Annotated in this window: 22 protein-coding genes and 1 tRNA gene; 9 read left to right on the top strand and 14 right to left on the bottom strand. The window is 34.4% G+C overall.

Annotation, left to right across the window (positions count from 1 at the left end; genetic code table 11):
- Positions 1-56: 56 nt before the first annotated feature.
- The 7 genes from AC4CVF_RS09120 to AC4CVF_RS09090 all read right to left on the bottom strand — a co-directional run bounded on the left by AC4CVF_RS09120 (position 57) and on the right by AC4CVF_RS09090 (position 5,621).
- Positions 57-983 (bottom strand): potassium channel family protein, encoded by a 927-nt coding sequence (locus tag AC4CVF_RS09120; protein ID WP_490789229.1) that lies wholly within the window; start codon positions 981-983, stop codon positions 57-59.
- A 287-nt stretch (positions 984-1,270) separates the two neighbouring features.
- A complete protein-coding gene (locus tag AC4CVF_RS09115; RefSeq protein ID WP_490789228.1) occupies positions 1,271-1,888 on the bottom strand; it encodes a hypothetical protein in 618 nt (205 codons plus the stop codon).
- A 71-nt stretch (positions 1,889-1,959) separates the two neighbouring features.
- Complete coding sequence (locus AC4CVF_RS09110; RefSeq protein WP_490789227.1) at positions 1,960-3,255, bottom strand: Y-family DNA polymerase; 1,296 nt, start codon at positions 3,253-3,255, stop codon at positions 1,960-1,962.
- Positions 3,252-3,869, bottom strand: coding sequence for a LexA family protein (locus tag AC4CVF_RS09105; RefSeq protein ID WP_490789226.1), 618 nt, complete (start codon positions 3,867-3,869; stop codon positions 3,252-3,254). The genes AC4CVF_RS09110 and AC4CVF_RS09105 overlap by 4 nt, the downstream gene beginning before the upstream one ends.
- Before the next feature lie 92 nt (positions 3,870-3,961).
- Positions 3,962-4,606 (bottom strand): SOS response-associated peptidase, encoded by a 645-nt coding sequence (locus tag AC4CVF_RS09100; protein WP_490789225.1) that lies wholly within the window; start codon positions 4,604-4,606, stop codon positions 3,962-3,964.
- A gap of 223 nt (positions 4,607-4,829) precedes the next feature.
- Positions 4,830-4,906 (bottom strand) — tRNA-Ile (locus AC4CVF_RS09095).
- Between the two features lie 568 nt (positions 4,907-5,474).
- Positions 5,475-5,621, bottom strand: coding sequence for a hypothetical protein (locus AC4CVF_RS09090; protein WP_336953072.1), 147 nt, complete (start codon positions 5,619-5,621; stop codon positions 5,475-5,477).
- Positions 5,622-5,940: 319 nt separating this feature from the next.
- Between AC4CVF_RS09090 and AC4CVF_RS09085 the strand changes: the two genes are divergently transcribed.
- The gene (locus AC4CVF_RS09085) at positions 5,941-6,108 is read left to right on the top strand and encodes a hypothetical protein (RefSeq protein ID WP_419327405.1); all 168 of its coding nucleotides are present in this window, start codon (positions 5,941-5,943) and stop codon (positions 6,106-6,108) included.
- Between the two features lie 806 nt (positions 6,109-6,914).
- On the opposite strand, the gene AC4CVF_RS09080 is transcribed toward AC4CVF_RS09085, so the two are convergent.
- The 3 genes from AC4CVF_RS09080 to AC4CVF_RS09070 form a co-directional block, all read right to left on the bottom strand.
- Positions 6,915-7,148: a DUF2171 domain-containing protein gene (locus tag AC4CVF_RS09080; RefSeq protein WP_419820511.1), complete on the bottom strand. Its 234-nt coding sequence runs from the start codon at positions 7,146-7,148 to the stop codon at positions 6,915-6,917.
- Positions 7,149-7,359: 211 nt separating this feature from the next.
- Positions 7,360-8,466, bottom strand: coding sequence for an OmpW/AlkL family protein (locus AC4CVF_RS09075; protein WP_419820510.1), 1,107 nt, complete (start codon positions 8,464-8,466; stop codon positions 7,360-7,362).
- A 441-nt stretch (positions 8,467-8,907) separates the two neighbouring features.
- The gene (locus AC4CVF_RS09070; protein ID WP_419359284.1) at positions 8,908-9,336 is read right to left on the bottom strand and encodes an MAPEG family protein; all 429 of its coding nucleotides are present in this window, start codon (positions 9,334-9,336) and stop codon (positions 8,908-8,910) included.
- A 622-nt stretch (positions 9,337-9,958) separates the two neighbouring features.
- On the opposite strand from AC4CVF_RS09070, the gene AC4CVF_RS09065 reads away from it, so the two are divergent.
- Entirely contained in the window at positions 9,959-10,522 is a 564-nt protein-coding gene (locus AC4CVF_RS09065) for a 1-acyl-sn-glycerol-3-phosphate acyltransferase (RefSeq protein WP_336953062.1), read from the top strand.
- A 106-nt stretch (positions 10,523-10,628) separates the two neighbouring features.
- Positions 10,629-11,378: a YebC/PmpR family DNA-binding transcriptional regulator gene (locus tag AC4CVF_RS09060; RefSeq protein WP_004821088.1), complete on the top strand. Its 750-nt coding sequence runs from the start codon at positions 10,629-10,631 to the stop codon at positions 11,376-11,378.
- 55 nt (positions 11,379-11,433) lie between these two features.
- Here AC4CVF_RS09060 and AC4CVF_RS09055 read toward each other — a convergent pair whose 3' ends face one another.
- The gene (locus AC4CVF_RS09055) at positions 11,434-11,907 is read right to left on the bottom strand and encodes a GrpB family protein (RefSeq protein WP_419359281.1); all 474 of its coding nucleotides are present in this window, start codon (positions 11,905-11,907) and stop codon (positions 11,434-11,436) included.
- Positions 11,908-12,069: 162 nt separating this feature from the next.
- A complete protein-coding gene (locus AC4CVF_RS09050) occupies positions 12,070-12,543 on the bottom strand; it encodes an Lrp/AsnC family transcriptional regulator (RefSeq protein ID WP_336953058.1) in 474 nt (157 codons plus the stop codon).
- 299 nt (positions 12,544-12,842) lie between these two features.
- Between AC4CVF_RS09050 and AC4CVF_RS09045 the strand changes: the two genes are divergently transcribed.
- From AC4CVF_RS09045 to AC4CVF_RS09025, 5 genes are all read left to right on the top strand, one after another.
- Positions 12,843-13,625, top strand: a complete 783-nt coding sequence (locus AC4CVF_RS09045; protein WP_336953056.1) for a HesA/MoeB/ThiF family protein — start codon at positions 12,843-12,845, stop codon at positions 13,623-13,625.
- Between the two features lie 39 nt (positions 13,626-13,664).
- Positions 13,665-14,963, top strand: a complete 1,299-nt coding sequence (locus tag AC4CVF_RS09040; RefSeq protein WP_336953054.1) for an ABC1 kinase family protein — start codon at positions 13,665-13,667, stop codon at positions 14,961-14,963.
- A gap of 108 nt (positions 14,964-15,071) precedes the next feature.
- Positions 15,072-15,452, top strand: coding sequence for a dihydroneopterin aldolase (gene folB, locus AC4CVF_RS09035; RefSeq protein ID WP_419327409.1), 381 nt, complete (start codon positions 15,072-15,074; stop codon positions 15,450-15,452).
- A complete protein-coding gene (locus tag AC4CVF_RS09030; protein ID WP_490773972.1) occupies positions 15,409-15,840 on the top strand; it encodes a 2-amino-4-hydroxy-6-hydroxymethyldihydropteridine diphosphokinase in 432 nt (143 codons plus the stop codon). Before folB ends, AC4CVF_RS09030 begins: the two co-directional genes overlap by 44 nt.
- Positions 15,841-15,867: 27 nt before the next feature.
- On the top strand, positions 15,868-16,392 hold the full coding sequence (locus tag AC4CVF_RS09025) for a COG3650 family protein (protein ID WP_490789224.1): 525 nt from the start codon (positions 15,868-15,870) through the stop codon (positions 16,390-16,392).
- Between the two features lie 154 nt (positions 16,393-16,546).
- Here the strand turns inward: AC4CVF_RS09025 and coq7 are convergent, their stop codons facing one another.
- Both coq7 and AC4CVF_RS09015 read right to left on the bottom strand, forming a co-directional pair.
- The gene (gene coq7, locus AC4CVF_RS09020; protein ID WP_419820507.1) at positions 16,547-17,182 is read right to left on the bottom strand and encodes a 2-polyprenyl-3-methyl-6-methoxy-1,4-benzoquinone monooxygenase; all 636 of its coding nucleotides are present in this window, start codon (positions 17,180-17,182) and stop codon (positions 16,547-16,549) included.
- A gap of 2 nt (positions 17,183-17,184) precedes the next feature.
- On the bottom strand, positions 17,185-18,504 hold the full coding sequence (locus AC4CVF_RS09015) for an MFS transporter (protein ID WP_490789223.1): 1,320 nt from the start codon (positions 18,502-18,504) through the stop codon (positions 17,185-17,187).
- Positions 18,505-18,679: 175 nt separating this feature from the next.
- Here AC4CVF_RS09015 and AC4CVF_RS09010 point away from each other — a divergent pair, with 175 nt between their 5' ends.
- A complete protein-coding gene (locus AC4CVF_RS09010; RefSeq protein ID WP_419359274.1) occupies positions 18,680-21,424 on the top strand; it encodes an autotransporter assembly complex protein TamA in 2,745 nt (914 codons plus the stop codon).
- Positions 21,425-21,428: the final 4 nt, after the last annotated feature.

Genomic DNA, 21,428 nt, shown 5'->3' with positions numbered 1-21,428 from the left:
CAGTTGCTAAATACAATGAGTGTAGCGCTTTGAATGATTCGAAGAATAAATTTTACTCATAATATTTTTGTCTTTTGAATTAAAGCTATCAGGCTTTCAATATTTAATATTAAATTGACAGTTTGTTGAATTTGACCCATTAGAACAATATAATCATCTATTACGTTGGCCATTTCCGTAATTTGAACATCTTCTTTTGCAGTTGAAAGCATAAGGTGTATTGATTCTTTTGTTTCTTGATTTGATCTAGCGAAATGTAAAATATTATCTCTTGTATCAATTAGTTTTGAACTGCTTAAATAATTAATAACAAGCTGCAATAATTCTTTATTGAAGTTAAAGTAACCTAATTTTAATAATTGATCTAAGTTGTTATTTAATATATCAAAATTACTATAAAATACTTCTATTTTAGTTTTTGAAAGCGGGAATTTTCTTAAAGTATTAATTTTAAATAAATCTTTCAAATCATTTATTTTAAAATCCAATTTCATGAGTGGTGATGTATCAATGATTGCACTGTATTTTTCCCAAGGTGTAATTAAACTAGTTGCTGCTAACTTAAAGTCATCAAAATTTTGTTTTAAAAGTATAGCTAAATCCATAAATCTTTCGACTTCATTTTCAAGTTTTTCACTTTTCACCTTTTTTGCATCTTCCAATTGTGTGATTTTAGAAATTGTGTGAGCCAGCGAGTTCAAGAATAAACCAGTTAAAGCTACCCCAGAAAAAGAAACAAAAATTACTAAAATTCTGGTTAACTCGTTGTCAGGTAAGATATCTCCATATCCTAGTGTTGTAATGGTTACAAGAGTGAAATAAATAGATGATGAGAAGCTATTTGGATCATTGATGGTTGAAGAAATCAACTTAAACTCTGGGCACAAATACAATAAGAATGCTGAAATAATAATTAGTGCTAAATAACTTAAACCTATTTTTAATGGATGAATGCTACCAAGAGCTTTAAAAATATTATTCATGATTAATTCATTATATGGGTAGATTGACAATAGGAATGATATTCCAAATAATATTAAATTAAAAATTATTTTTCATTACTACCTTAGAATTTTACTAATGCTTACTATTTTTAAATTTTTAACCTAGACTAAAGATAAATTTAAGTATTTATGAAAAGACTTGTGAAATTATTGTTTAAATCCATTAAAAATATTTATTGCTAAACTGATCATTTGTAAAATAAATCACTCACTTTAATCTAGCCAAAATATTGATTTTAATTGTTTAATTGAGAGTTTTAACTTAATTATTTTAAGTTTTTTTCATTTAACTCTTTCATATACTTTAATAGCTTAGGTTGTAATATGTTTAATCTGTCGATTAGTTTTTGATCTTCGATAAGAAATAGGTTTAAGTTAAAGTTGTGGACATCAAGAATAAGTATGTACTGCTTTATAATTTCTTCAATCTCGGAGAATATATGATCTTCAATCTCAATTTCAAGCATTATTTCAAGTTTCTGTTGGTAAAAATATAGTCTAGTAAGTTTGTTATTTATAGAATCAAATAGTTCAGTGATTTTTAGGATATTGTTACTATAGGTAGGTCTTTTTAATAGATCTTGAAGTGAAACAAGATCTATTTTTGATTCAATATAATAACCCCAAAATTCATTTATTATATTTTCATTTCTAGTATATGCTGCATTTCTAGTCCAATCTATAAATAATGTAGAAGCAACAATAGTAGCTGATATTGTTGCTAAAATAGAAAGAAAAGTTAGGCTGGTTGTCCATGCTTCTTTCAAAGGATCATTTAGATTGTTATGCGTGTATAAAATAAAAATAAAGAAAAAAAAGATTACAAATAGGTATGAAATTCTTCCAAAAGTATTTACAAGCATTTTTTTAACGTCATCTTTCATGTTCAGTTTCAAATAAGATCAGATATGATTATTCTATCTATAAATTTGTAGAAATTCATCCTATTTAAATTTTACCTAACTTTAATCATCCCATTCTTCGTAAAATAATTCTTAGACAACATATCTCGACTCATTGACCACTTTCGATCTTTAAAATAACAAGGACCTACAGAAATCTTAGCTTTGCCAAATTTTGTTTGAATTTCTTCATAGGCCTGCATCAAATTTTCATTCTGTATTCGTTGTTCATGATCTGAAAGCAGATCGGGAATATGGTTTGTTTTCTGAATTAACTCTGAATAAAAAACGCCACACTTCTTATATTTAATGTCTGGTTTATAAATTCTTTCCAAAAGTAAGTAAGCAACTTCAACCAAATCTAAAACACAATCAGTTGGTTCAGCAAACTTATAAGTCTGTGCTTTGCTGTAATAGGGCATTGATGCATCAAAAGGATTTGATTGAACAAAAGCCGTAATAACACCGCACAATAGTTTTTCTTTTCTCAAGCGCCCAACAGCATCCTGTACATACTTCGACATTGCTTCTTTAAGGTCTTGTAGCTCAGTGATTTTCACTCCAAAAGAACGACTAGCCACTATTTGCTGCTTTGGTTTTGGCTGATCATCGATTGGCATACATGAGATACCTTGAAGCTCTAAAACCGTTCTCTGCATGCAGACAGTGAACATTTTTCCCATGATTGGAGGATTCGCTTTAGATAAATCTAAAACAGTCTTAATCCCCATATCGTTCAGCTTTTTATTCTGCTTTCTCCCTACTCCCCATACTTCGCCAACCTCAACCAGCGACCAAAAATAATCACGGTGCCTTGGGGCCATATTTGCTAAATCACACACCCCATTAAATCTTTTTCCTTTCTTAGCCATGTGATTACCGATCTTAGCTTCAGTCTTACTGCGGCCGATTCCGATCGAAACCGGTAAACCTATCCATTCTTGGATACGTTCGCGCATACCTTGGCAATATTCCACCAAATCATAGTTATGTTTAAAGCTTGTCATATCCAGAAAACATTCATCTATGCTGTAAATCTCTTGCTCATGTGGTGCGACATATCCGGCTAAGATTGAATGAAATCTACGTGACATTTCAGCATATATCGCGTAGTTGCTTGAAAGAACCTGTACATGATTTTTCTGAACTACATCTTTGATCTGAAAGAGAGGAACGCCCATCTTTATCCCCATTGCTTTCGCTTCATTTGATCTAGCAACTGCACACCCATCGTTATTTGATAAAACTATGACAGGGACATTATTAAGCTTCGGGTTAAAGAAACGTTCACACGAGACATAGCAATTATTGATATCAATAAGAGCAAATATCTTTTCTTCATGTTTCATTTGAAGTTCTTAATAACTTTTGTGACAACACCCCAAATTACTAATTCTTGCTCATTTCGTGGGAGGATGGGTTTGTATTCGATGTTTTCAGGTTTGAGCCAAACAGCTGGTAAATTTCTAAGATCATTTTCATTATGAAAAATATCAAACAATTCTTGATGAGACATTCTTTGTGTAATCATCATTCTTTTCACGGTGAAATCATTATCAATGAATGCGATAACAATATCTTGGTGCTGTGAGCGAATGCTTCTATCAACAATCAAATAGTCATTTATATCGATCCCAATATCTTTCATGGAAAGCGATTCAACTTGAACAATGAATGTCGCTTCTTTATTTGAAATTAGAAGGTCATTCATATCGACAGTCTTGTCTATGTAATCTTCAGCCGGCGAAGGGAAGCCAGCAGCAATTTTATTGAGAACAAGAGGAATAGAATATTTTGTAATTGCTTGAAAAGATGAGATATTGGATATATCAGATAGGCATCTTGATTTAGATGAATATGCTTTGATATCAATTACTTTTGAGTCTTTCAAGTGGGCTAGACTTGCTTCATTTAGCTTTAACAACTTTGCTTTTGATGAACTGTCATCTAATTTAGTATCCATAGAACCACCACTTGATTACGTTACATATTCAAGAGTTTAGTTTGTATGTTTTAAAATTTCAAATTTAAAAGTTGTGGATAATCATAGCTGATCTAAAATAGATCACTTTGTTTAGCTACTTCAGATGAATGGTCACGGGGAAAAGTGACAAACTCATCACGCATTTCAAAAAAATATTCATGTGCATTTTCACGGTCTACATTGAGCCAATCATTTCGATACTCTTCAGGAATTACAATGATCGATCTTTTTTCGTCATTTGGCGCGTGAAATTGCTTCATGAACTGATGATTGTCAGAATTGATCGTAAGCATCGAAAATGATCTTACTTTTGAGTCTTTAATTACAGCGTCCTCATAAATGGCAGCGACTGTAAATGGCTGATCATCTTTTCGCTTGATTGTGTACCAATGTGGTTTACCGTCAATATATTTTGGCTCGTAAAATTCTTGCACAGGCACAAGACAAAATTTACTGTATTTCCAAGCGTGTCGAAAGCTTGGTTTTTCTGCGACAGTTTCAGTTCGAGCATTATAAGTATGAGAGCTGAACTTGAAGTCTTTTGCCCACGATGGCAATAGACCGAATTTACCAATATCTAAATCAAACCCACGCATGATTATCGGTGCATGATAGCCTGGATAAATATGTGACTTTAATTCAAGATCTAACTGATTAGGTTCGACATCAAGTAGGGTAATGGCTTGTCGGGTGGGAATTTCATAGTTTGAGCACATTTCTTATTCTCCAACCAAAAAACAAACAATTCTTTATAAATACCATACCCTTGATACTGTTTGAAAGGTACACCAATTTGTAAAATGTATTTAATGTAGAAGTAGATCCAGTTTTTCATTTTTAGAAAATTCCATATTTATTTTTATTGCTTACATAATGCTTACATAGCTGTAGGCACAAAAAAACCACTTGGTGATAATCATCCTAAGTGGTTGTTTAATATGGTGGGCCCGCCCAGACTTGAACTGGGGACCAACGGATTATGAGTCCGCTGCTCTAACCAACTGAGCTACAGGCCCTTTATCAAGTGAATTGATTAATTATCAACTACTTGGAACGTCAGCAATACTATCTAAGATTTTAGAGTTTATCAAGTTTTTTTTACAATTAGACTGTAGAGAATAGCTTGATATAGTATTTAGCATTGCGATAGCTAGTGATTCTATATAGGTCAACACCAAGAGTAAAGCTGACAAAGACATTTATTGATCAATCGGAGCCTAGTTATACGATTTATCGAGTCAATGAGTTGATTGGCTTTGTTGTAGGTGTGAATACCAACTATAAAACTTATAAATATCAAGAGGAAAAGTCTACAGTTGGTACAGCAAACGAAGCTTTTATAAATTACTCCAATTTAAAGTTTCTTAAATCAAAATCAATCATGGGTTATACATTCAAAAATAGAACGTTTTAAAAAGGGTGGTATTGAAATTGTGATTAGAATCTTAATTAAAGATTTTTTATTTTAATAGTATTTCAATTAATTCACTATTAGAAAAGCAAGGAAACACCTTGCTTTTCTTAGTTTAATTTAAGCACTTCTAAAATGCTAAGCTTATAAAAATAGCTACAAATTACGCTAACTTAGCCTTGCCAACTCGCAAGCATATAGATCGCAATCGCAAGCAAAAATAGACCCACCAAGAGTAAAATATATTTAGGGATCCTACGCTTTTCTTGTGCTTTTTCTGACCTTTCTTGAGCGGTTGATGGGTTGTTATCATGTTGCATATTAACCTCTAAGATTTATCAAGTGATTAATTTATATGGTGGACTAATCTCAGTACTACTGTGTGAATAAATGTTGTTAAAAAGTGAGCAGTGTGGATTGAATGAAATTTTAAGTATTGAATGAAATGATACTTTAAAATAAGGGCTAGTTATTTTAAAAATAAAAAACATAGTGTTAATTGATATTCTATATTGATTAAAAATAAATAAGCATGACTTAAATTCACAAGTACTTACAACACTAAACAGCGAATAAAATAATCCATGCTATAAAAACTATGTTTATATCTATTATTTATCGTTATATGGAGAAGTGATTATGCCTGTAGGAGATAAATCTGCATATACTGCAAAGCAGAAAAGACAAGCCCAACATATTTATGAAAGTGAGAAAAAACAAGGTCGTTCGGATGAAGATGCGGAACGTATTGCTTGGGCGACCGTAAATAAGCAGGATGGAGGTGGGAGAAAATCCCACCACTCTTAACTGCTTAAATCCACTTCGGTGGATTTTTTTATTTGTTAGATAAACTGCTAACTTTGAAAAATTAGATAATAGAGTTATAAAGATGTTTTTTAAAACTTATATAGGATTATTTATGGGTATTATTTTTAAATATTAAGCCGTTAGTCATTATCAATTGCTACTCATAATTTCTAGAATGGAAAATATATCAAAATGTAAACAGGGCAAATATTAAGTATAATTGACTTAGACAGACGTAAAAGTAAATTCTTAGACCTGCATGCGGATCTAAATACAATGATTGAAGAAGATTCTAAGTCAGAAAAATAGCTGCTCGTTATTAGTTCAAAATTAATACGGATCACTTGAAAATTAGTTTCTATCTCCTATAACAAGCTAAAAAATGATAATGATATGTATTCTTGATTATGTTTAAAGGAAAAAGCTTCGATAATTTTTTAAAATTTAGCTTCTTTATGTTTATGGTTTTAACCTTTTGTGCGCTCGGCATGGCGATCTATCAGAAATTCACAGGTCAAGTAGATAAAATTGTTTTAGGTTCAGCTCTAAACTTTATGTTTTTTGCATTTTTGCAAAATATCAATAGGAAATTCAATACTTGGAGAACCGGTTTGACCTTATCAATGAAGATGAAAGACAGCGCCAATTGAGATTGGATGAGGACACGAAAGTCTTAAAAATAAGGTTTAATCAAATATAAAACGCTCGATGAAATTCATTGAGCGTTTTATATCAAATAAGTGTCAATCTACTGTACAATGAAACACATATAAAATTGAATATAACTCAGTTGTAATCGGCCAAATCTATACTTCTAGCCAAGCGTCTTTAACCTCTTGAGAATCTTTAGTTAAGATAACTTTTTCGCCTTTTATCTCACCAACCCAAGATGTTGGTATAAGATGATGATGTCCATCTCCATGTTTGGTTAGCTTGATTTGCTCTGCACCAACAAGGTGATCTACCTCACCAACTTTGGTTCCACAAGACGCAATAACATCGGCATGATTCTTAATACTTTCAACATTGATAGAAGTCATTTGATACTTTCCTATTGAAATGTGATTTGAATATTTACCTTATATGAAATATTTGGGTGAGTCTTGGTCTGAAATGAAAAGGCTACAAGACAGTCAAAATAATTACTTAATGAATTAAATTTTATACATGGTAATTTTTGAAATTAATTATAAATGAAGCCATTACAGTATTTTAAGTTGCTGTAATGGCTTCAAGTTCTAACAGATAGGCTTAGAAACGATAACCTACACCAAGGTAAGTGATCAGTGGATCGATCTCAATTTTAGTTTTAGCCTGAATAAGCTTGGCATTGTTATTGGTATTAAGGACAGTAATGGTTGCCGTATTGTCTAACTTCGCATAAGAAATAGAGGCAGTTGCAAACCAGTTTTGTTTAAAGTCATAGGTAAAACCAGCTGTAACAATGGGCGCAATGGTATCAGTAGCATCTACTTTAACTTTCATATTGCCGCTCGATGGTTTTCCCTCCAAAGAAGCCCCAGCTTTACCATCATGAATATTTTGAATCATATGTCCAGCACGTATCAAATCATTTTCAATTCCTGAATTGATTTCGATATCGTTGAAGTAGGCATACATTAAACCAGCACCTACAAATGGTCTGAACTTATTGATACCAGATTTACCAAAATAGTACTGTGCTTGTATTGCAGGCGTCCAAGCTCTAGCAGATGCGGCAGTGTCATAACTATCCAAATCTGTAATTAAAAGATTGTTTTTTAAATATAAATCGCCCACTAGGCCCTGAAGTGGTTGTGAAGTCGCTGAAAAAGGTGCATAGACAGTTCCTTTACCTTTTAAGTCAACTTTTGGGGGAATCCCAGCAATCAATTGAACGGCAACATTGTCTGTGACATTATAAGTAAACATCATACCTAGCGTGTCTACATCTTCAACTTCCAAACCAGCATCTGCTGACCAGTGGGCAATTCCATCGATTTCAGCAATTCCTGTTAATTGGTCTATTAAGGTTGGATCTTCTGCCATGATTACATCTAGCAGGTCATCAAATAAATAGCGTCCTTCTTCATTACTGGGTGCATTGAGTAAGCTAATTAGGTTGGGGTCCATCGCATCAATGCGAGATTGATCAACATTATCTAAAATGGTTTTCCCTGAAATTACACCTACGGAAGCTTTAGTACCATCACCTACAGAAGTATTGATTCTAAAAGGTTGTGCTTTCCCCATTGATGACATATGCAACCAACCTGAAGAAACCGAGAAGCGTTTAAAATCTTCAGCTTGGCTGATTCCCGCAATACAAAATAGTGAGGTTGTAACTATGACTTTTTGAAAGATCTTTTTTGTTTTCACTTGAATTCATCCTTTTTAAATACAATCACTGTCTTCTTGACAAATGAGACTATTAAAATTACATAAAACAACCAATAAGTAGGGTAAAAACTCTAATTTAGAAATAGCATTAAGACTTAAAAGCTAATAAATAATGGTTGAAAAGTATTATAAAAAACATAAAATCATAGAGTTGTTTAAAAACAATGTATTTGTAGGTATATTTTTTATATAAATAAAGTATTACAAAATAGTGACATAGTTTTACTTTTTGATAAATTTACTTTACTCTTAATTATATTAAAAAAATTACAGGATAAATTAGAAAATCTAAATTTAATTATTATTCATGAAATCTTTTTAATTAATTGTCGATATAAATTTTATTATTTTTCAAGATCTAAAATACAACTTAAACTAAAATAGAAAATGATAAATAAATGCCTATTGATTTGCATTTATTTAAAATCCAATACATCTCATCACGATTTTAATTGCCAAAAGAATGAGGCAGATTATTCCAACAGCATAAGAAATACTGCGCCATGGTTGAATTGCACTGAGATAGGTGACTGTATGTGTGAATCTTGCAATCGTAAAAATACAAAATACCCAGACAATAAAATCACTGTTTAGGTTTAATGCAATACAAAGCGCTCCAAGCACCCAAAACACGGGAATATTTTCTAAATCATTTGCCCAAGCTTGACTCGCTCTAACTACCAGCGGCAAGTCTTCTGGCCTAACTTTTACACTGACAAAATTAGCGTCTTCGGTATTTTTAAACGCTTTATTCTTAATACGGTGAAATCCTTGATAACAAGAGATTGCAAGCATTTTAAGAAAAAGTAAGATTACACAAAATGCATAGATATGCAGTAAATTATTCATAGGTACTCATTTATTGGTATGCTTAAGATGTATTTAAATAAGTATATCTATTTAAGGTGACTTGTAATTCTTTTAGAGTAAAATATTTTTACGTGGTTTAAGATTCCCATCTTCATCAATATTGCTTAGATGATTGCGGTATAAGATGATACATTTAAAATTGTGAATATCGAGCATGATTAATAAGGAGTTATTTTTATCGCTTTTCTAAATAAATTTAAATGCTTTTCACCTGTAAATCAAAATAAAAAATAAGGCAATTATGCGAAAAAGGAGCATAAAAATTTTGCAATTATTTTACCTGAAAACTCTTCCGTCTGGGGGTGTAATTAGGATTAGAGGAGTTGAAATGATTTAATCAAGATAGAAAAAATCAATTAAATTTTTATACAAATTAAATTTATTTATTTTTTATTGTTAATTTAGAATTTGAATTGAGTTAAATGTACTGTAAGGCGTTTAACAATTTTACATTTTTAACTGACTATTTTTGTGTGCAAAACAAGTGTTTAAAATGACAAAAATAAATATATAAATGTAAAAAATAAGCACAATAGAGATTGTCTTTTTAAGCTTTTACTTGGACAATTCGCAAATTCTGATTTTATTATGTTAGGTAGTTATGAAAAAGTTGTTGGGAGAACTTACTTTTAAGCTCTCAGGTTGGTCCTATGAAGTTAATCAAAGTGTATTAGAAAAAAAACAAGTGATCATCGGTTTTGAACATACCTCCATGATGGATGCAGTATTGTCATTGGCAATTTTTCAAATTCATGACCTTAAAATCCATACTTTAATTAAAAAAGAATTATTTAAAGGTCCATTGAAACCATTTTTAGAAAAAATTGGTGGCATTCCTGTAGATCGTAAGTCAAACAAAGACGTCGTTTCACAAATGGTTGATCTATTTCAGAGTAATGACGAATTTAATTTGGTGATTGCGCCAGAAGCGACTCGTGCAGAACGTGGGCAAGCTCGTAAACCGATTCGGACTGGTTTTTGGCATATCGCAAAAGCAGCTGGTGTTCCTATTGTTTTGATGTATGCAAACTCAAAAACAAAACAAGGTGGAATCTTTGGAAAGATTTACCCAACAGATCTAGATCAAGACTTAGCAGAAATTAAACGTCTATATAAAGAACATACAGGACTCGATATTATGATTCCTGAGGCAAAAAATTCTTAATTTGCATTAAATCTAAAAAATAAGCACTTTCTCATAAAAAAGTGCTTATGGTAGAATTGTCGCAATTTGATATGGCATAAAGCCAATCTACAGGAGCATATTTCGCATGGCGGGTCATTCCAAGTGGGCCAATATTAAGCATCGCAAAGCAAAACAAGATGCAAGTCGTGGTAAAGTTTTTACCAAATATATTCGTGAATTAACCACAGCAGCAAGACTTGGCGGTCCTGATGTGGGAAGTAACCCTCGTCTACGTGCTGTTGTCGAAAAAGCACTTTCAGTGAATATGACACGCGACACGATCAACCGTGCTATTCAACGTGGTGCTGGTGGTGAAGACAACGATGACTTAAAAGAAGTCACTTATGAAGGTTATGGTGTTGGTGGTGTTGCGGTGATTGTAGAAACCATGACAGATAACCTTAATCGTACTGTGCCTGATGTTCGTCATTGTTTTTCTAAAACCAATGGTAACTTAGGTACAGCAGGCTCAGTGGCATATTTGTTTACCAAACGTGGTGAGATTACTTTTGAAGATGTTTCTTTAGAAGACAAAATCATGGATGTGGCTTTGGAAGCTGGAGCTGAAGATATCGAAGTGAACGAAGATGAAATCTTAGTAATCACTACACCTGAAAGTTTTGGTGATGTACAAGATGCATTAACTGCTGCTGGGTTAAAATCAGATAATGCAGAAGTGGTTATGAGTCCATCTACAAAAGCATTGATCGCTGATGTGGATCAAGCAAAACTCATTGTTAAAATGATTGATATGTTTGAAGATCTTGATGATGTTCAAAACGTATATACCAACGTTGAATTCACAGATGAAGTATTGGCTGAATTAGACAGTTAAGTCTGATTTAAGTAGATAAAACGCACCTTGGGGTGCGTTTTTATTGAGAGAAAATTTATTGCTGATTTAAAACAGAGGAAATAAATTTATTTTTTTCAATCCGGTAATCGATCATATCTAAATTTTCACAACGCTTTTTTAGATCATTGTAAGTTTGCACCAGTTTAGAGGACTGCCTGAGTGTATCTCTAAATTTAATAAATGACTCAAATTCAGAACCATTAACAACAAGTTGAAAGACGACATCATCACCATTGAGCGATTCCAACATACACAATTGATCTGTTCTCAGTGTTTCTAATTTCTCTTGAAAATTTAATCGATAAAGTTTTTGAATTGCATCATTAAATTCAGATTGATCCACTGCAATATAAACGTCTAAATCTCCTTTAGAGATTGCATTGGGAATCGAAGAGGCACCAATGTGCTCAATTTTTGCATTGATTAAAAGTGCATTGATTTGAGTTTTATAATACGCAAACCGTGCATTACATTGGGGTTGATATTCTTCAGCTAAATAAAATCTCATAAAAAGATCCATTCAAATACAATGTGATATCTTTGATTCTAAATTCTACCTTTCTAAAACATCATAAAATAAATGTTTAAGACCAATGAGAGTAGCTTTACTTTATTGGTTTTAATTTGGTTGGATGCACCATGCAAAAGCTAAACTGGTTCAATACAAAATTTAAATTCGATTGAGTAGGCCAGTACAATTAAACACATGTTTATATTCTTTAATCACGAAGCTTGAATGTAGTGCAACCACATGCTCAATTTTACCAATTCGCTTGAGTAAAATTTCACTGTAATTCTCCATATCTTTTGCGATCACTTCGACAAGGAAATCGGCGGTTTGCCCAGTCACTAAAAAGGCGTTAATCACTTCAGGGATGTTTTCGAGTTCTTCTAAAAATTTAGCAAAGGTATCTGTGTCATGTTTACTTAGGGAAATTTGTAAAATGACATGTAATTTAAAGCCTAACTTTTCAAAATTAATATCACGCTTTAGATTGGTCATGATATCGGTTTCGATCAAGTGTTTGATACGACGATGAACAGAACTTACAGATAGGTTAATACGTTCTGACAATTCATTTAGATTGATGTCTTCATGAGTTAAAATTTCTAAAATTTGTTTGTCGTAACGATCCAATTCCATATTTTTATCCAGCTTGAAAAAATTTTCTGTATTAATGTAGATTGATTTTTATATTTTTTCAATATTTGAATGAATTTTGAGAATAAATATCATAAAAATATAATTTATAGAAAATGAATCAGTTTAATTCTGAAAGTATTCTGGGTTGGTCCATATCCTAATGCACTTGCGAATGGGCTGTTGAAAACATTGAGCTAATTGATAAAGCTTAATCACAAGGATTGAAGCTTATTTTTAGTTATTTCTCATCTATAAAGTTTTTACTTTATACTGTTTAAAATTGAAAAGTTTATCCACCAATGCTTGAACATGATCTAGAACTTACCGAATCTGAAATGCATCTCTATTCTCGTCAAATTTTACTTGATGGTTGGGATATTGAGGCACAGGAAAAATTAAAACTCGCCAATGTACTGATTGTTGGTTGCGGTGGAATAGGGTGTACCACTGCCGAATTGTTGGCACGTGCAGGTATTGGGAAAATTAGTCTGATTGATGCTGATACAATTGAAATGAGTAATTTACAAAGACAAATTGCTTATGTTGAGCAAGATGTAGGATTTTATAAAGCAGAGATATTGGCCAAGAGATTGCAAACAATTAATCCTTTTATCCAAGTAGAAAGTTATATCAGTAAATTGGATGAAAATAATGCGCAAGCTTTGATTGCTCAGCAGGATTTAGTTTTAGATGGTTGTGATAACTTTACCACCCGTTATCTGGTGAACCACATTTGTACCCAGCTGCATGTTCCATTGATTAGCGCTTCTGCGATTGGTTTTCAAGGTCAGCTCTTTATGATTGATGGTGATTCAGCTTGTTATGAATGCTTATTTCCCAAAGCGCAACAGCATAATGAAAGTCTTCGCTGTGCTGACTCAGGTGTATTAGCCACCACACCCAATGTCATGGCAAGTTTACAGGCACATCATGCTCTTCTATTTTTAGGTTTAGCGAAAACCCCATTGAAGCAAAAACTGTTGCTATGGGATGGGTTAACAATGAAACAACGAATTTTAGCCTTTGAAAAAGATAGAGATTGTACAAACTGTCAGGCAAGCCATACTGCAAATGCTGATTAATTTGCTACACTTATACAAATTCAATTTAATGTTGACATTATGAAAAATAATATCTTTTTAGATGGTCTACGTTCAGTTGCCCGAGTTGGGGAAACTGCTGTTATCGCGGCCAAAGCAGGTATTAAATATGCCACTGAAAAACCAAGTAATGCCAAACTGATGCGTGAAACCTTTGAATCATTAGGCTCAACTTATATTAAATTGGGTCAATTTATTGCCAGTACGCCATCTTTATTTCCTCGTGAATATGTTGAAGAGTTTCAAGGCTGTTTAGACCAAACGCCTTATTTACCTTTTAGCTATGTTCAGGGCGTGTTGGAACAAGAATTTGCTGGGCGTAATTTAAGTGAAATCTTTGCATCTATCGATGAAAAGCCTCTTGCTTCAGCATCTATTGCCCAGGTTCATGCTGCCAAATTGGTGACTGGTGAAGATGTTGTAATTAAAGTGCAAAAACCTGGTGTAGAAACTATTCTTTATACCGATTTAAATGTATTGCACTGGGCAACCAAGGTTTTGGAAAAAGCGATTCCAAAAGTAAAATTTGCTTCATTGGCAGATATTGTTGATGAAATTAAAACACGTATGGTGCGTGAAGTTGATTTCATTGAAGAAGCACAAAATTTGGATGATTTTGTGAATTATCTCAATGTATCTCAAAACACGGCAGCAACAGCTCCAAAGGTCTATCATCAATTTTCAACACGCCGTGTACTCACCATGCAACGCTTGTATGGTGTGCCACTGACTGATTTTGATGTAGTCAGAAAAGTCGCGAAAGATCCATCTCAAGTGCTGATTACCGCCATGAATACTTGGTTTGGTAGTTTAATGTTATGCCAGTCTTTCCATGCCGATTTGCATGCGGGTAATCTGATGTTACTTGAAGATGGCCGTATTGGTTTTATTGATTTTGGTATCGTAGGACAGTTAAAACCTGAAGTTTGGCAAGCATGTATGGCATTTATGGATGCTTTGCAAAAGACAGATTACACGTTGATGGCTGAAAATATGTTGGGTATGGGTATGACCAGTACTCAAGTCGATACTCAGGTTTTGGCAGAAGATTTAGAGCGTCTATTTAGTGGGGTACTACTTGCAGATCCACAAAAAATTATGACGTCTAATCCATCAGATTTAAATGACATCATGATGGATATGGTGGGTGTAGGCGAGCGTCATGGTATTCGTTTCCCACGAGACTTCGCGTTATTATTTAAGCAAATGCTATATTTTGATCGTTTTATGCGTGTTCTTGCGCCATATACCGATATTTATGCTGATCAACGTTTACAGATGGTGCAAAATATTGATCCTGTGTCATTGTTAAAACATTGATATAGATGTTTTCTCCTTGTGGAAAAGTGGCTAGGTCTGATTGTATAATCTTGCTTGGCCCTTTTTTAAAAGGGCATTTTTTATTTAAATTGAGAATTTATAAACGTCATGGATGCAATTATCATTGAAGGGTTAAAAGTTGAGACTGTGATTGGCTGCTTCAATTGGGAACGGCAAATTATCCAACCTTTAATGTTGGATCTCCACATTCAAACCAGTTTAGAACAAGCGTCTAACTCAGATGAATTAGTCGATACATTGAACTATGCTGAAATTTGTGAAATTTCTGCCAAAGTGATTCAGGATGCTGCACCAAAATTGATCGAACATGCGGCCAAATTAGTATTAAATACGCTTTTCTCTACCTTTAAATCTATTGAATCGATTATGATTACAGTCCGTAAGCCTGCCATTATCCCGCAAGCAAATTCTGTAGGAATTCGTCTTGAACGACACCGAAATGATATTCGCCCTAGCTCTAGCGAGTAATCGCGATCCACAACAAAATTTTCGAAAAGCATTTGCTCAGATTGCACATTTGGGAATGGTGTCGTTTTCTTCCATCTATTTGATTCCATGTCGTGATGGAATTGGTGCAGATTATTGGAATGCTGCATGTTTGGTTCAAAGTCAGCTGTCTGTAGATGAAATGCTATCTTTATTAAAAAAGATGGAAGCAGACTCAGGTCGTGTACGCCCATCACATCAAATATCCTTGGATATCGATCTCATTGCATGGGGAACTCATTTAACTGCAATGCAATTTAATCCAAAGAAATTACCATTGGCGTTAGATGTTAAAGTACCGATGTCTGAACTTTGGGAAGATGCATTATTCACACATTCCGCAGATCAATTTCCAGTTATCATTTTATAGTCTTTAAAATAACTAGGTTAAAAAACAATGTATTTTAAGCCCTTGGCATTATTCAGTTGTGTGATTTTATTCAGCGCATGTCGCCATTTACCTGAACAATCTATTATACCGGCAAAAGTTGTAAGTGAATCGCAAACCTTACAACGTCGGGATAACAACCTGAAGCAAAAAGTACATGCCTTTACACAAGATCAAACTTTATTTGATGTGGCTTTTGATGATCTCAATCAAGATGGGCAAGATGAAGCCATCGTGCTTTTAAAAGGGTTAGATTGGTGTGGGTCTGGTGGTTGTACAATGCTGATCTTTCAAGGCAAACCTAATCAGCAGTTTGACTTTTTAAATAAAACAACATTGGTGAATACGCCAGTTTACTCTACAACATATATACATAATGGATGGAAGCAATTACTGGTCTATAGCCGAAAGCATGGGCAAGTAATGTTGAAGTTTGATGGAACTCAATATCCGTTAAATCCATCTTTATTGCCAGTCGCTACAGTAAAGTTAGCACCCAATACAGCTAAATTTCTTTTGGGTGTTGCTGACTAATTTTTTATGTGTAACCCACATCTTTATATCAAAATGTGGGTTACACGGAATCCTTGCATTAAAATTATTTTGACTTCTTTGCTGTAAAAGTGATGCGAATAAAAATGCTAAAAAAGCCCAGAAACTGGACTTTTAAATCAGTTAAATCATGTTGTTAGATAAAATAACTGGTCTTGGTCATCAGTTTGGAAATTGCAGTCATGGTGATCTTCACTGGAATAGGCAGCTCGACACCACCAGCAGTTAATGCTGTATCACGATGATGCAGTTCATCTTCATTCATCTGCACCAATATTTTACGTGAGCGCTCGTCTTGAGCTGGAAGCTGACTGATATGGTGTTGTAAATGTAAACTGACTTGGCGTTCAGTTTCAGCCACAAATCCTAAACTATATTTATCACCTGCAATGCCCGCAAGTGCACCCATACCAAAAGAAAGACCATACCATACAGGGTTAAGCAAACTGGTATGACTGTCGAGTTCTTTTAGGCGATCTTCACACCAAGCCAAATGATCTTGTTCTTCAATCGCTGCAAATTCCATTTCACGACGTACATTTGGAAGTTTGGCTGTTAATGCTTGCCCATGATAAAGTGCTTGTGCACAAACTTCACCACTATGGTTAACGCGCATTAAACCTGCAACATGACGTGCTTCGCTGACAGCTAGTTTGGTTTCGACTGCATTGGATGGATTGCTTCTTTGTGCTGAAGTTGCACCAGGTACTAAACTTCTTAAAGCTTGGTCAAAAGAATTGATCAATTTATCGATGCCAGTAAATTGACGCATAATTAGTCCTCCAAAGAAACCTGAGTTGTCGCTATTAATGGTTTTAAACGAATTAATAACCAAGTACTAAAAATAGCACTCAGCACAGCTGTGATACAGAATAATATTTTAATGTCTATTTTCAAAATACTTAAGATGAGAATAGAAAAAATTGCCGATGAAACCATAAATATTGCATTAAAGATATTATTTGCCGCAACCACACGTGCACGGTGTGATTTAGGGGCATAGGCTTGCATCATCGCATAAAGTGGAACGATATAAAAACCTCCACTTATACCCAATAAAGTGACTGCAAACATCACATGATAATAAATTGCCCCTGAGTTAAACATATCAGAAATCGCAATCAGATCACCAGTTCGTTCTGGAACAAAGGCCAAACTACCTGCCAAATAAAGCGCAAATACCGTTAAGCCAATTGCACCAAGCGGTACCATTTTGATATTTACTTCTGCACCACCAATTTTACGACACAACAATGAACCTACACCAATTCCGACAGAAAAAAATGTAAGCAATAAACTGACGACATTTTCATTGGCATGCAGATATTGCTGTGTTAACTGAGGAATTTGTGTGAGGTATGTTGCACCATAAAACCAGTACCAAGAATTACCTAAAAGTACGATAAAAATTAACGGTAAACTTTTAGCATAACGAATGGTTTGGAAACTGGTTCGAAAGAAATTCCAATCGATTTCAAAGTCTTCATTTGACATAGATTGTGTAAGGATAAAACGACTGGATAAATAACCCACCACTGCAATAGATACGATGGTTAAGCAAATCCAGATCATATTGCCTTGTGATAGCGAAATGACTGCACCTCCTAAAATCATCCCAATTAGAATCGCAATGGATGTGCCTGACTGAAACAAGGCATTACCAGACATCAGTTCATTCGGTTTTAAGATTTCAGGCAAAATCGCATATTTGATTGGCCCAAAAAAAGTACTATGCGTACCCATTAAAAATAAAGCGAAGAGTAAAATCCAAAGATTGCCCAATAAAAAACCCGCTGAGGCAATCAGCATGATAATGATTTCTAAAATTTTAATACTTCGGACTAAAAATGAGCGTTCGTATTTATCTGCAATTTGACCTGCGGTCGCAGAGAAGATGAAATAGGGTAGAATAAACAGTAATGCAGCGAGATTGTTGAGTGTGCTGATATTGGCAGACTGATGATGAATCCAACCATAGGTGATGACGAGTAATAATGATTGTTTATAAACATTATCATTCAGGGCGCCAAAAAACTGGGTAAGGAACATCGGTAAAAAACGTCGTGTCCCTAAAATATGCTCATTTTTTTCCATTGTAGACGACTTCATTTAGTTATATATAAGAAATGTGTTGAAATGGTAACTATCTCTCAAAATCATGTATCATGTTTTTAACTTAAATCATGTGTAAAACCAATTGGTTTGGGTATTTGAAAGATTTTTAATAATTGATCTTTCTACAAATAAATTTAGGTCATTCGAGCTTGGTATGCCAGCAAAAATTAATTTTAAAAAATCTGTGCTTTCACATAGTGTACATTTACACTTTGACCGTTATCATATCAATAAACTGATATGTTCAAGTGTTTTTTTAAGTGTTTTTGCGATCCCTGTCAGTTATGCCGATCAAATACAAAGCAATCAGAACTTGCCATCAAGCTCTGAAACCATCAGTACAAGTTCTGAAAAAATCAGCAATACTCAAGAACAATTAGAATCAGCGGCCATTCAACAAGGCGTATCCAACGAAAAGATCGACCAGTTAGATCAGAAAATTCAACAAGCTCAACAAACTGATCAAATAGATAGCGTTAAAATGCTTGAACAACAAGAAAAAAATATGGGGGTGCAAGATGATTTTAAGCCGATCCAATTTGAAGATCTTGAAGAGTTACCTGCTGTTGCTGTGGATCAGTCTTTAGCAAATGAAATTTATAAAGTTGCAGAAGATGCAAAAACGGATGCACAGAATTTTCGTAATGGGGTGACCAAAGCACCTCAAGTTGAAGTGACTAATGCGACCCAGCAAGAATTGAATGAAATTACGCAAGCACCGGTCAATGTTGATGAACTTATACAAACTATTCGTGCAGACAACAAAATTTCTGTAGAAGAAAATCAATCGGGTAAAACTTTGGTTGATAATACACAGAGTAATACTGATGAAGAAAAGGCTAAACCTGGCTTCTTTAAAAGTTTAGTCAATAAAATTCGTGGACCACAAGACAACGGTGTACCAATTCCAAAAATCGGTGTCTCAGTGACGGGTGCGCCTGCGGTTCTTGCAACTAATTTAAAAGCAAAGTTAGGCACCTTTACCCAAGAAGCATATTCTGATTTTAACGGTTCAGTACCACAGTTGAGAACACTCGCTGTACAGGCTGCCCAAGCGGTGGGCTATTACAATGCGGAATTCAAATTTAGCAAAATTGATGATACTCATTTAGGTGTTAAAGTCACGCCACATGATCCAGTCAAAGTGGCTGAACAAAATATTGAGTTTACTGGGGCAGGTTCTAAACTGGCACAGTTCCAAGTTATTGGCGTACTTCCTGATTTAGAAGAAGGTGATATTCTCAATCACGGCGCCTATGAATCTACAAAAAGCCGAATTGTGGATGCAGCCTCAAATAACGGATTTTTTGATGGTTATTGGCGTTTACATGATGTCAAAGTTGAGCAACCGCAAAACAAAGCCAAAATTGATTTAAAATACGAAACGGGTGATCGTTATAAATTGCAAGATGTGGAGTTTAGAATGAGTGATCCTTCTAAGCCACTCCCGATTGATTTAAAAATACTAAAAACCTTAGCACCGTGGGAAGATGGAGCGGATTATACCGCATGGCGTGTCAATGGTTTGGCCAACAACTTAACCAACTCGCGTTATTTTAACTATACCTTGGTTGATGCGGTTAAGCCGGATGCAATTGTAAAACCACTTGAACTTCCCGCAGACCTGCAAGCCTTAGTGGACCAGCAGAAAATTACTGAAACTACATTGTCTGCTCAAACCAATGCAGATAAAGCACATTTGTCAGATAAAGAAGTGACTCAAAATGTGGTCAATGAAAATCAGTTTGCGGGGACGCAAGGGGAAGAAGTCAATCCAAACTTAAAGCAGCTTCAAGCGCAACAGAAAGAAAAAGAATCAGATGAAGATCTACTCAAAGATCAGGCTCGTGAGAATAAAAAGATCCCAGTGATCGTGACCTTAAATGCGGACCGCTTAAACAGCTTAGAAACGGGTATTGGTTATGGGACGGATACGGGCGTCCGTTTACGTGGTCAATATAGACGTGCGATTGTCAATCATCTGGGACATTCTTTTGATGCCAATATGGAATTGTCAGAAATCCGCCAAGCTATTGATGCTCGTTATAACATTCCTTATAAACATCCACTAAATGATTACTTTAGTCTAGTTGCAGGTTATGAACGCGAAACTCGTGATGGTATTGGTAATGACATGGACTTGGTCATCGAGTCTGCTGTTGCTGGGGTTGACCGTATTATTAAAGGTTCAAGAAAAGAGTGGCAACATATTCTAGGTGTGCGTTACCGTTTAGACCGTGTCACTCAAAATGGCCCTGTAGATATTGCCAATATTCCTGACGCTTTTTTAATTCCTGGCTCTAATCAAGAACAACAGTCATTGTTATTGGGTTATGAAGCAACCAAAACAACCAGTGATAATCGTATCAATCCAACACGAGGATATAAACAAAGTTATAAAATTCAGCTTGGAAGTCAATCCTTACTTTCAGATACTGATATGGCAATTACGAGCGCGGATTGGAAAGGCTTATATTCGTTCGGTGAAAATGATAATCATCAGTTTGTAGGTGGCTTAAATGTTGGTTATATTTTTGCTAAGGATTTTGAAAAAGTTCCTTATAATTTAAGATACTTTGCTGGTGGCGATCAAAGTTTACGAGGTTTTGACTATAAGAGCCTCTCCCCAACAGAATATGGCTATAAAGTGGGTGGTCAAGGTTTGGCTGTTGGGTCATTGGAATACAATTATCAATTTAAAGAGGGTTGGCGTGGAGCTATATTCAGCGATTTTGGTAATGCTTACGATAAATCATTTAGTAACGATACCCAATATAGCTTAGGCTTAGGAATACGTTGGAAGTCACCAATTGGTCCGATTCGTATTGATGTTGCATCAGGTGTTTCAGATCCTGCACATCCAATTCGACTGCACTTCTTTATTGGTTCACAACTTTAATTAA

It is taken from the genome of Acinetobacter sp. LipI_19 (assembly GCF_058242925.1).
Note: the sequence above shows the minus strand (reverse complement) of the source record. Positions and strands in the feature narration are given on the sequence as shown.

Coding starts and splice junctions, on each gene's coding strand:
- AC4CVF_RS09120 (WP_490789229.1), bottom strand. CDS start 983: ATGAATAATATTTTTAAAGCTCTTGGTAGCATTCATCCATTAAAAATA.
- AC4CVF_RS09115 (WP_490789228.1), bottom strand. CDS start 1,888: ATGAAAGATGACGTTAAAAAAATGCTTGTAAATACTTTTGGAAGAATT.
- AC4CVF_RS09110 (WP_490789227.1), bottom strand. CDS start 3,255: ATGAAACATGAAGAAAAGATATTTGCTCTTATTGATATCAATAATTGC.
- AC4CVF_RS09105 (WP_490789226.1), bottom strand. CDS start 3,869: ATGGATACTAAATTAGATGACAGTTCATCAAAAGCAAAGTTGTTAAAG.
- AC4CVF_RS09100 (WP_490789225.1), bottom strand. CDS start 4,606: ATGTGCTCAAACTATGAAATTCCCACCCGACAAGCCATTACCCTACTT.
- AC4CVF_RS09090 (WP_336953072.1), bottom strand. CDS start 5,621: ATGCAACATGATAACAACCCATCAACCGCTCAAGAAAGGTCAGAAAAA.
- AC4CVF_RS09085 (WP_419327405.1), top strand. CDS start 5,941: ATGCCTGTAGGAGATAAATCTGCATATACTGCAAAGCAGAAAAGACAA.
- AC4CVF_RS09080 (WP_419820511.1), bottom strand. CDS start 7,148: ATGACTTCTATCAATGTTGAAAGTATTAAGAATCATGCCGATGTTATT.
- AC4CVF_RS09070 (WP_419359284.1), bottom strand. CDS start 9,336: ATGAATAATTTACTGCATATCTATGCATTTTGTGTAATCTTACTTTTT.
- AC4CVF_RS09065 (WP_336953062.1), top strand. CDS start 9,959: ATGAAAAAGTTGTTGGGAGAACTTACTTTTAAGCTCTCAGGTTGGTCC.
- AC4CVF_RS09060 (WP_004821088.1), top strand. CDS start 10,629: ATGGCGGGTCATTCCAAGTGGGCCAATATTAAGCATCGCAAAGCAAAA.
- AC4CVF_RS09055 (WP_419359281.1), bottom strand. CDS start 11,907: ATGAGATTTTATTTAGCTGAAGAATATCAACCCCAATGTAATGCACGG.
- AC4CVF_RS09050 (WP_336953058.1), bottom strand. CDS start 12,543: ATGGAATTGGATCGTTACGACAAACAAATTTTAGAAATTTTAACTCAT.
- AC4CVF_RS09045 (WP_336953056.1), top strand. CDS start 12,843: ATGCTTGAACATGATCTAGAACTTACCGAATCTGAAATGCATCTCTAT.
- AC4CVF_RS09040 (WP_336953054.1), top strand. CDS start 13,665: ATGAAAAATAATATCTTTTTAGATGGTCTACGTTCAGTTGCCCGAGTT.
- folB (WP_419327409.1), top strand. CDS start 15,072: ATGGATGCAATTATCATTGAAGGGTTAAAAGTTGAGACTGTGATTGGC.
- AC4CVF_RS09025 (WP_490789224.1), top strand. CDS start 15,868: ATGTATTTTAAGCCCTTGGCATTATTCAGTTGTGTGATTTTATTCAGC.
- coq7 (WP_419820507.1), bottom strand. CDS start 17,182: ATGCGTCAATTTACTGGCATCGATAAATTGATCAATTCTTTTGACCAA.
- AC4CVF_RS09015 (WP_490789223.1), bottom strand. CDS start 18,504: ATGGAAAAAAATGAGCATATTTTAGGGACACGACGTTTTTTACCGATG.
- AC4CVF_RS09010 (WP_419359274.1), top strand. CDS start 18,680: ATGCCAGCAAAAATTAATTTTAAAAAATCTGTGCTTTCACATAGTGTA.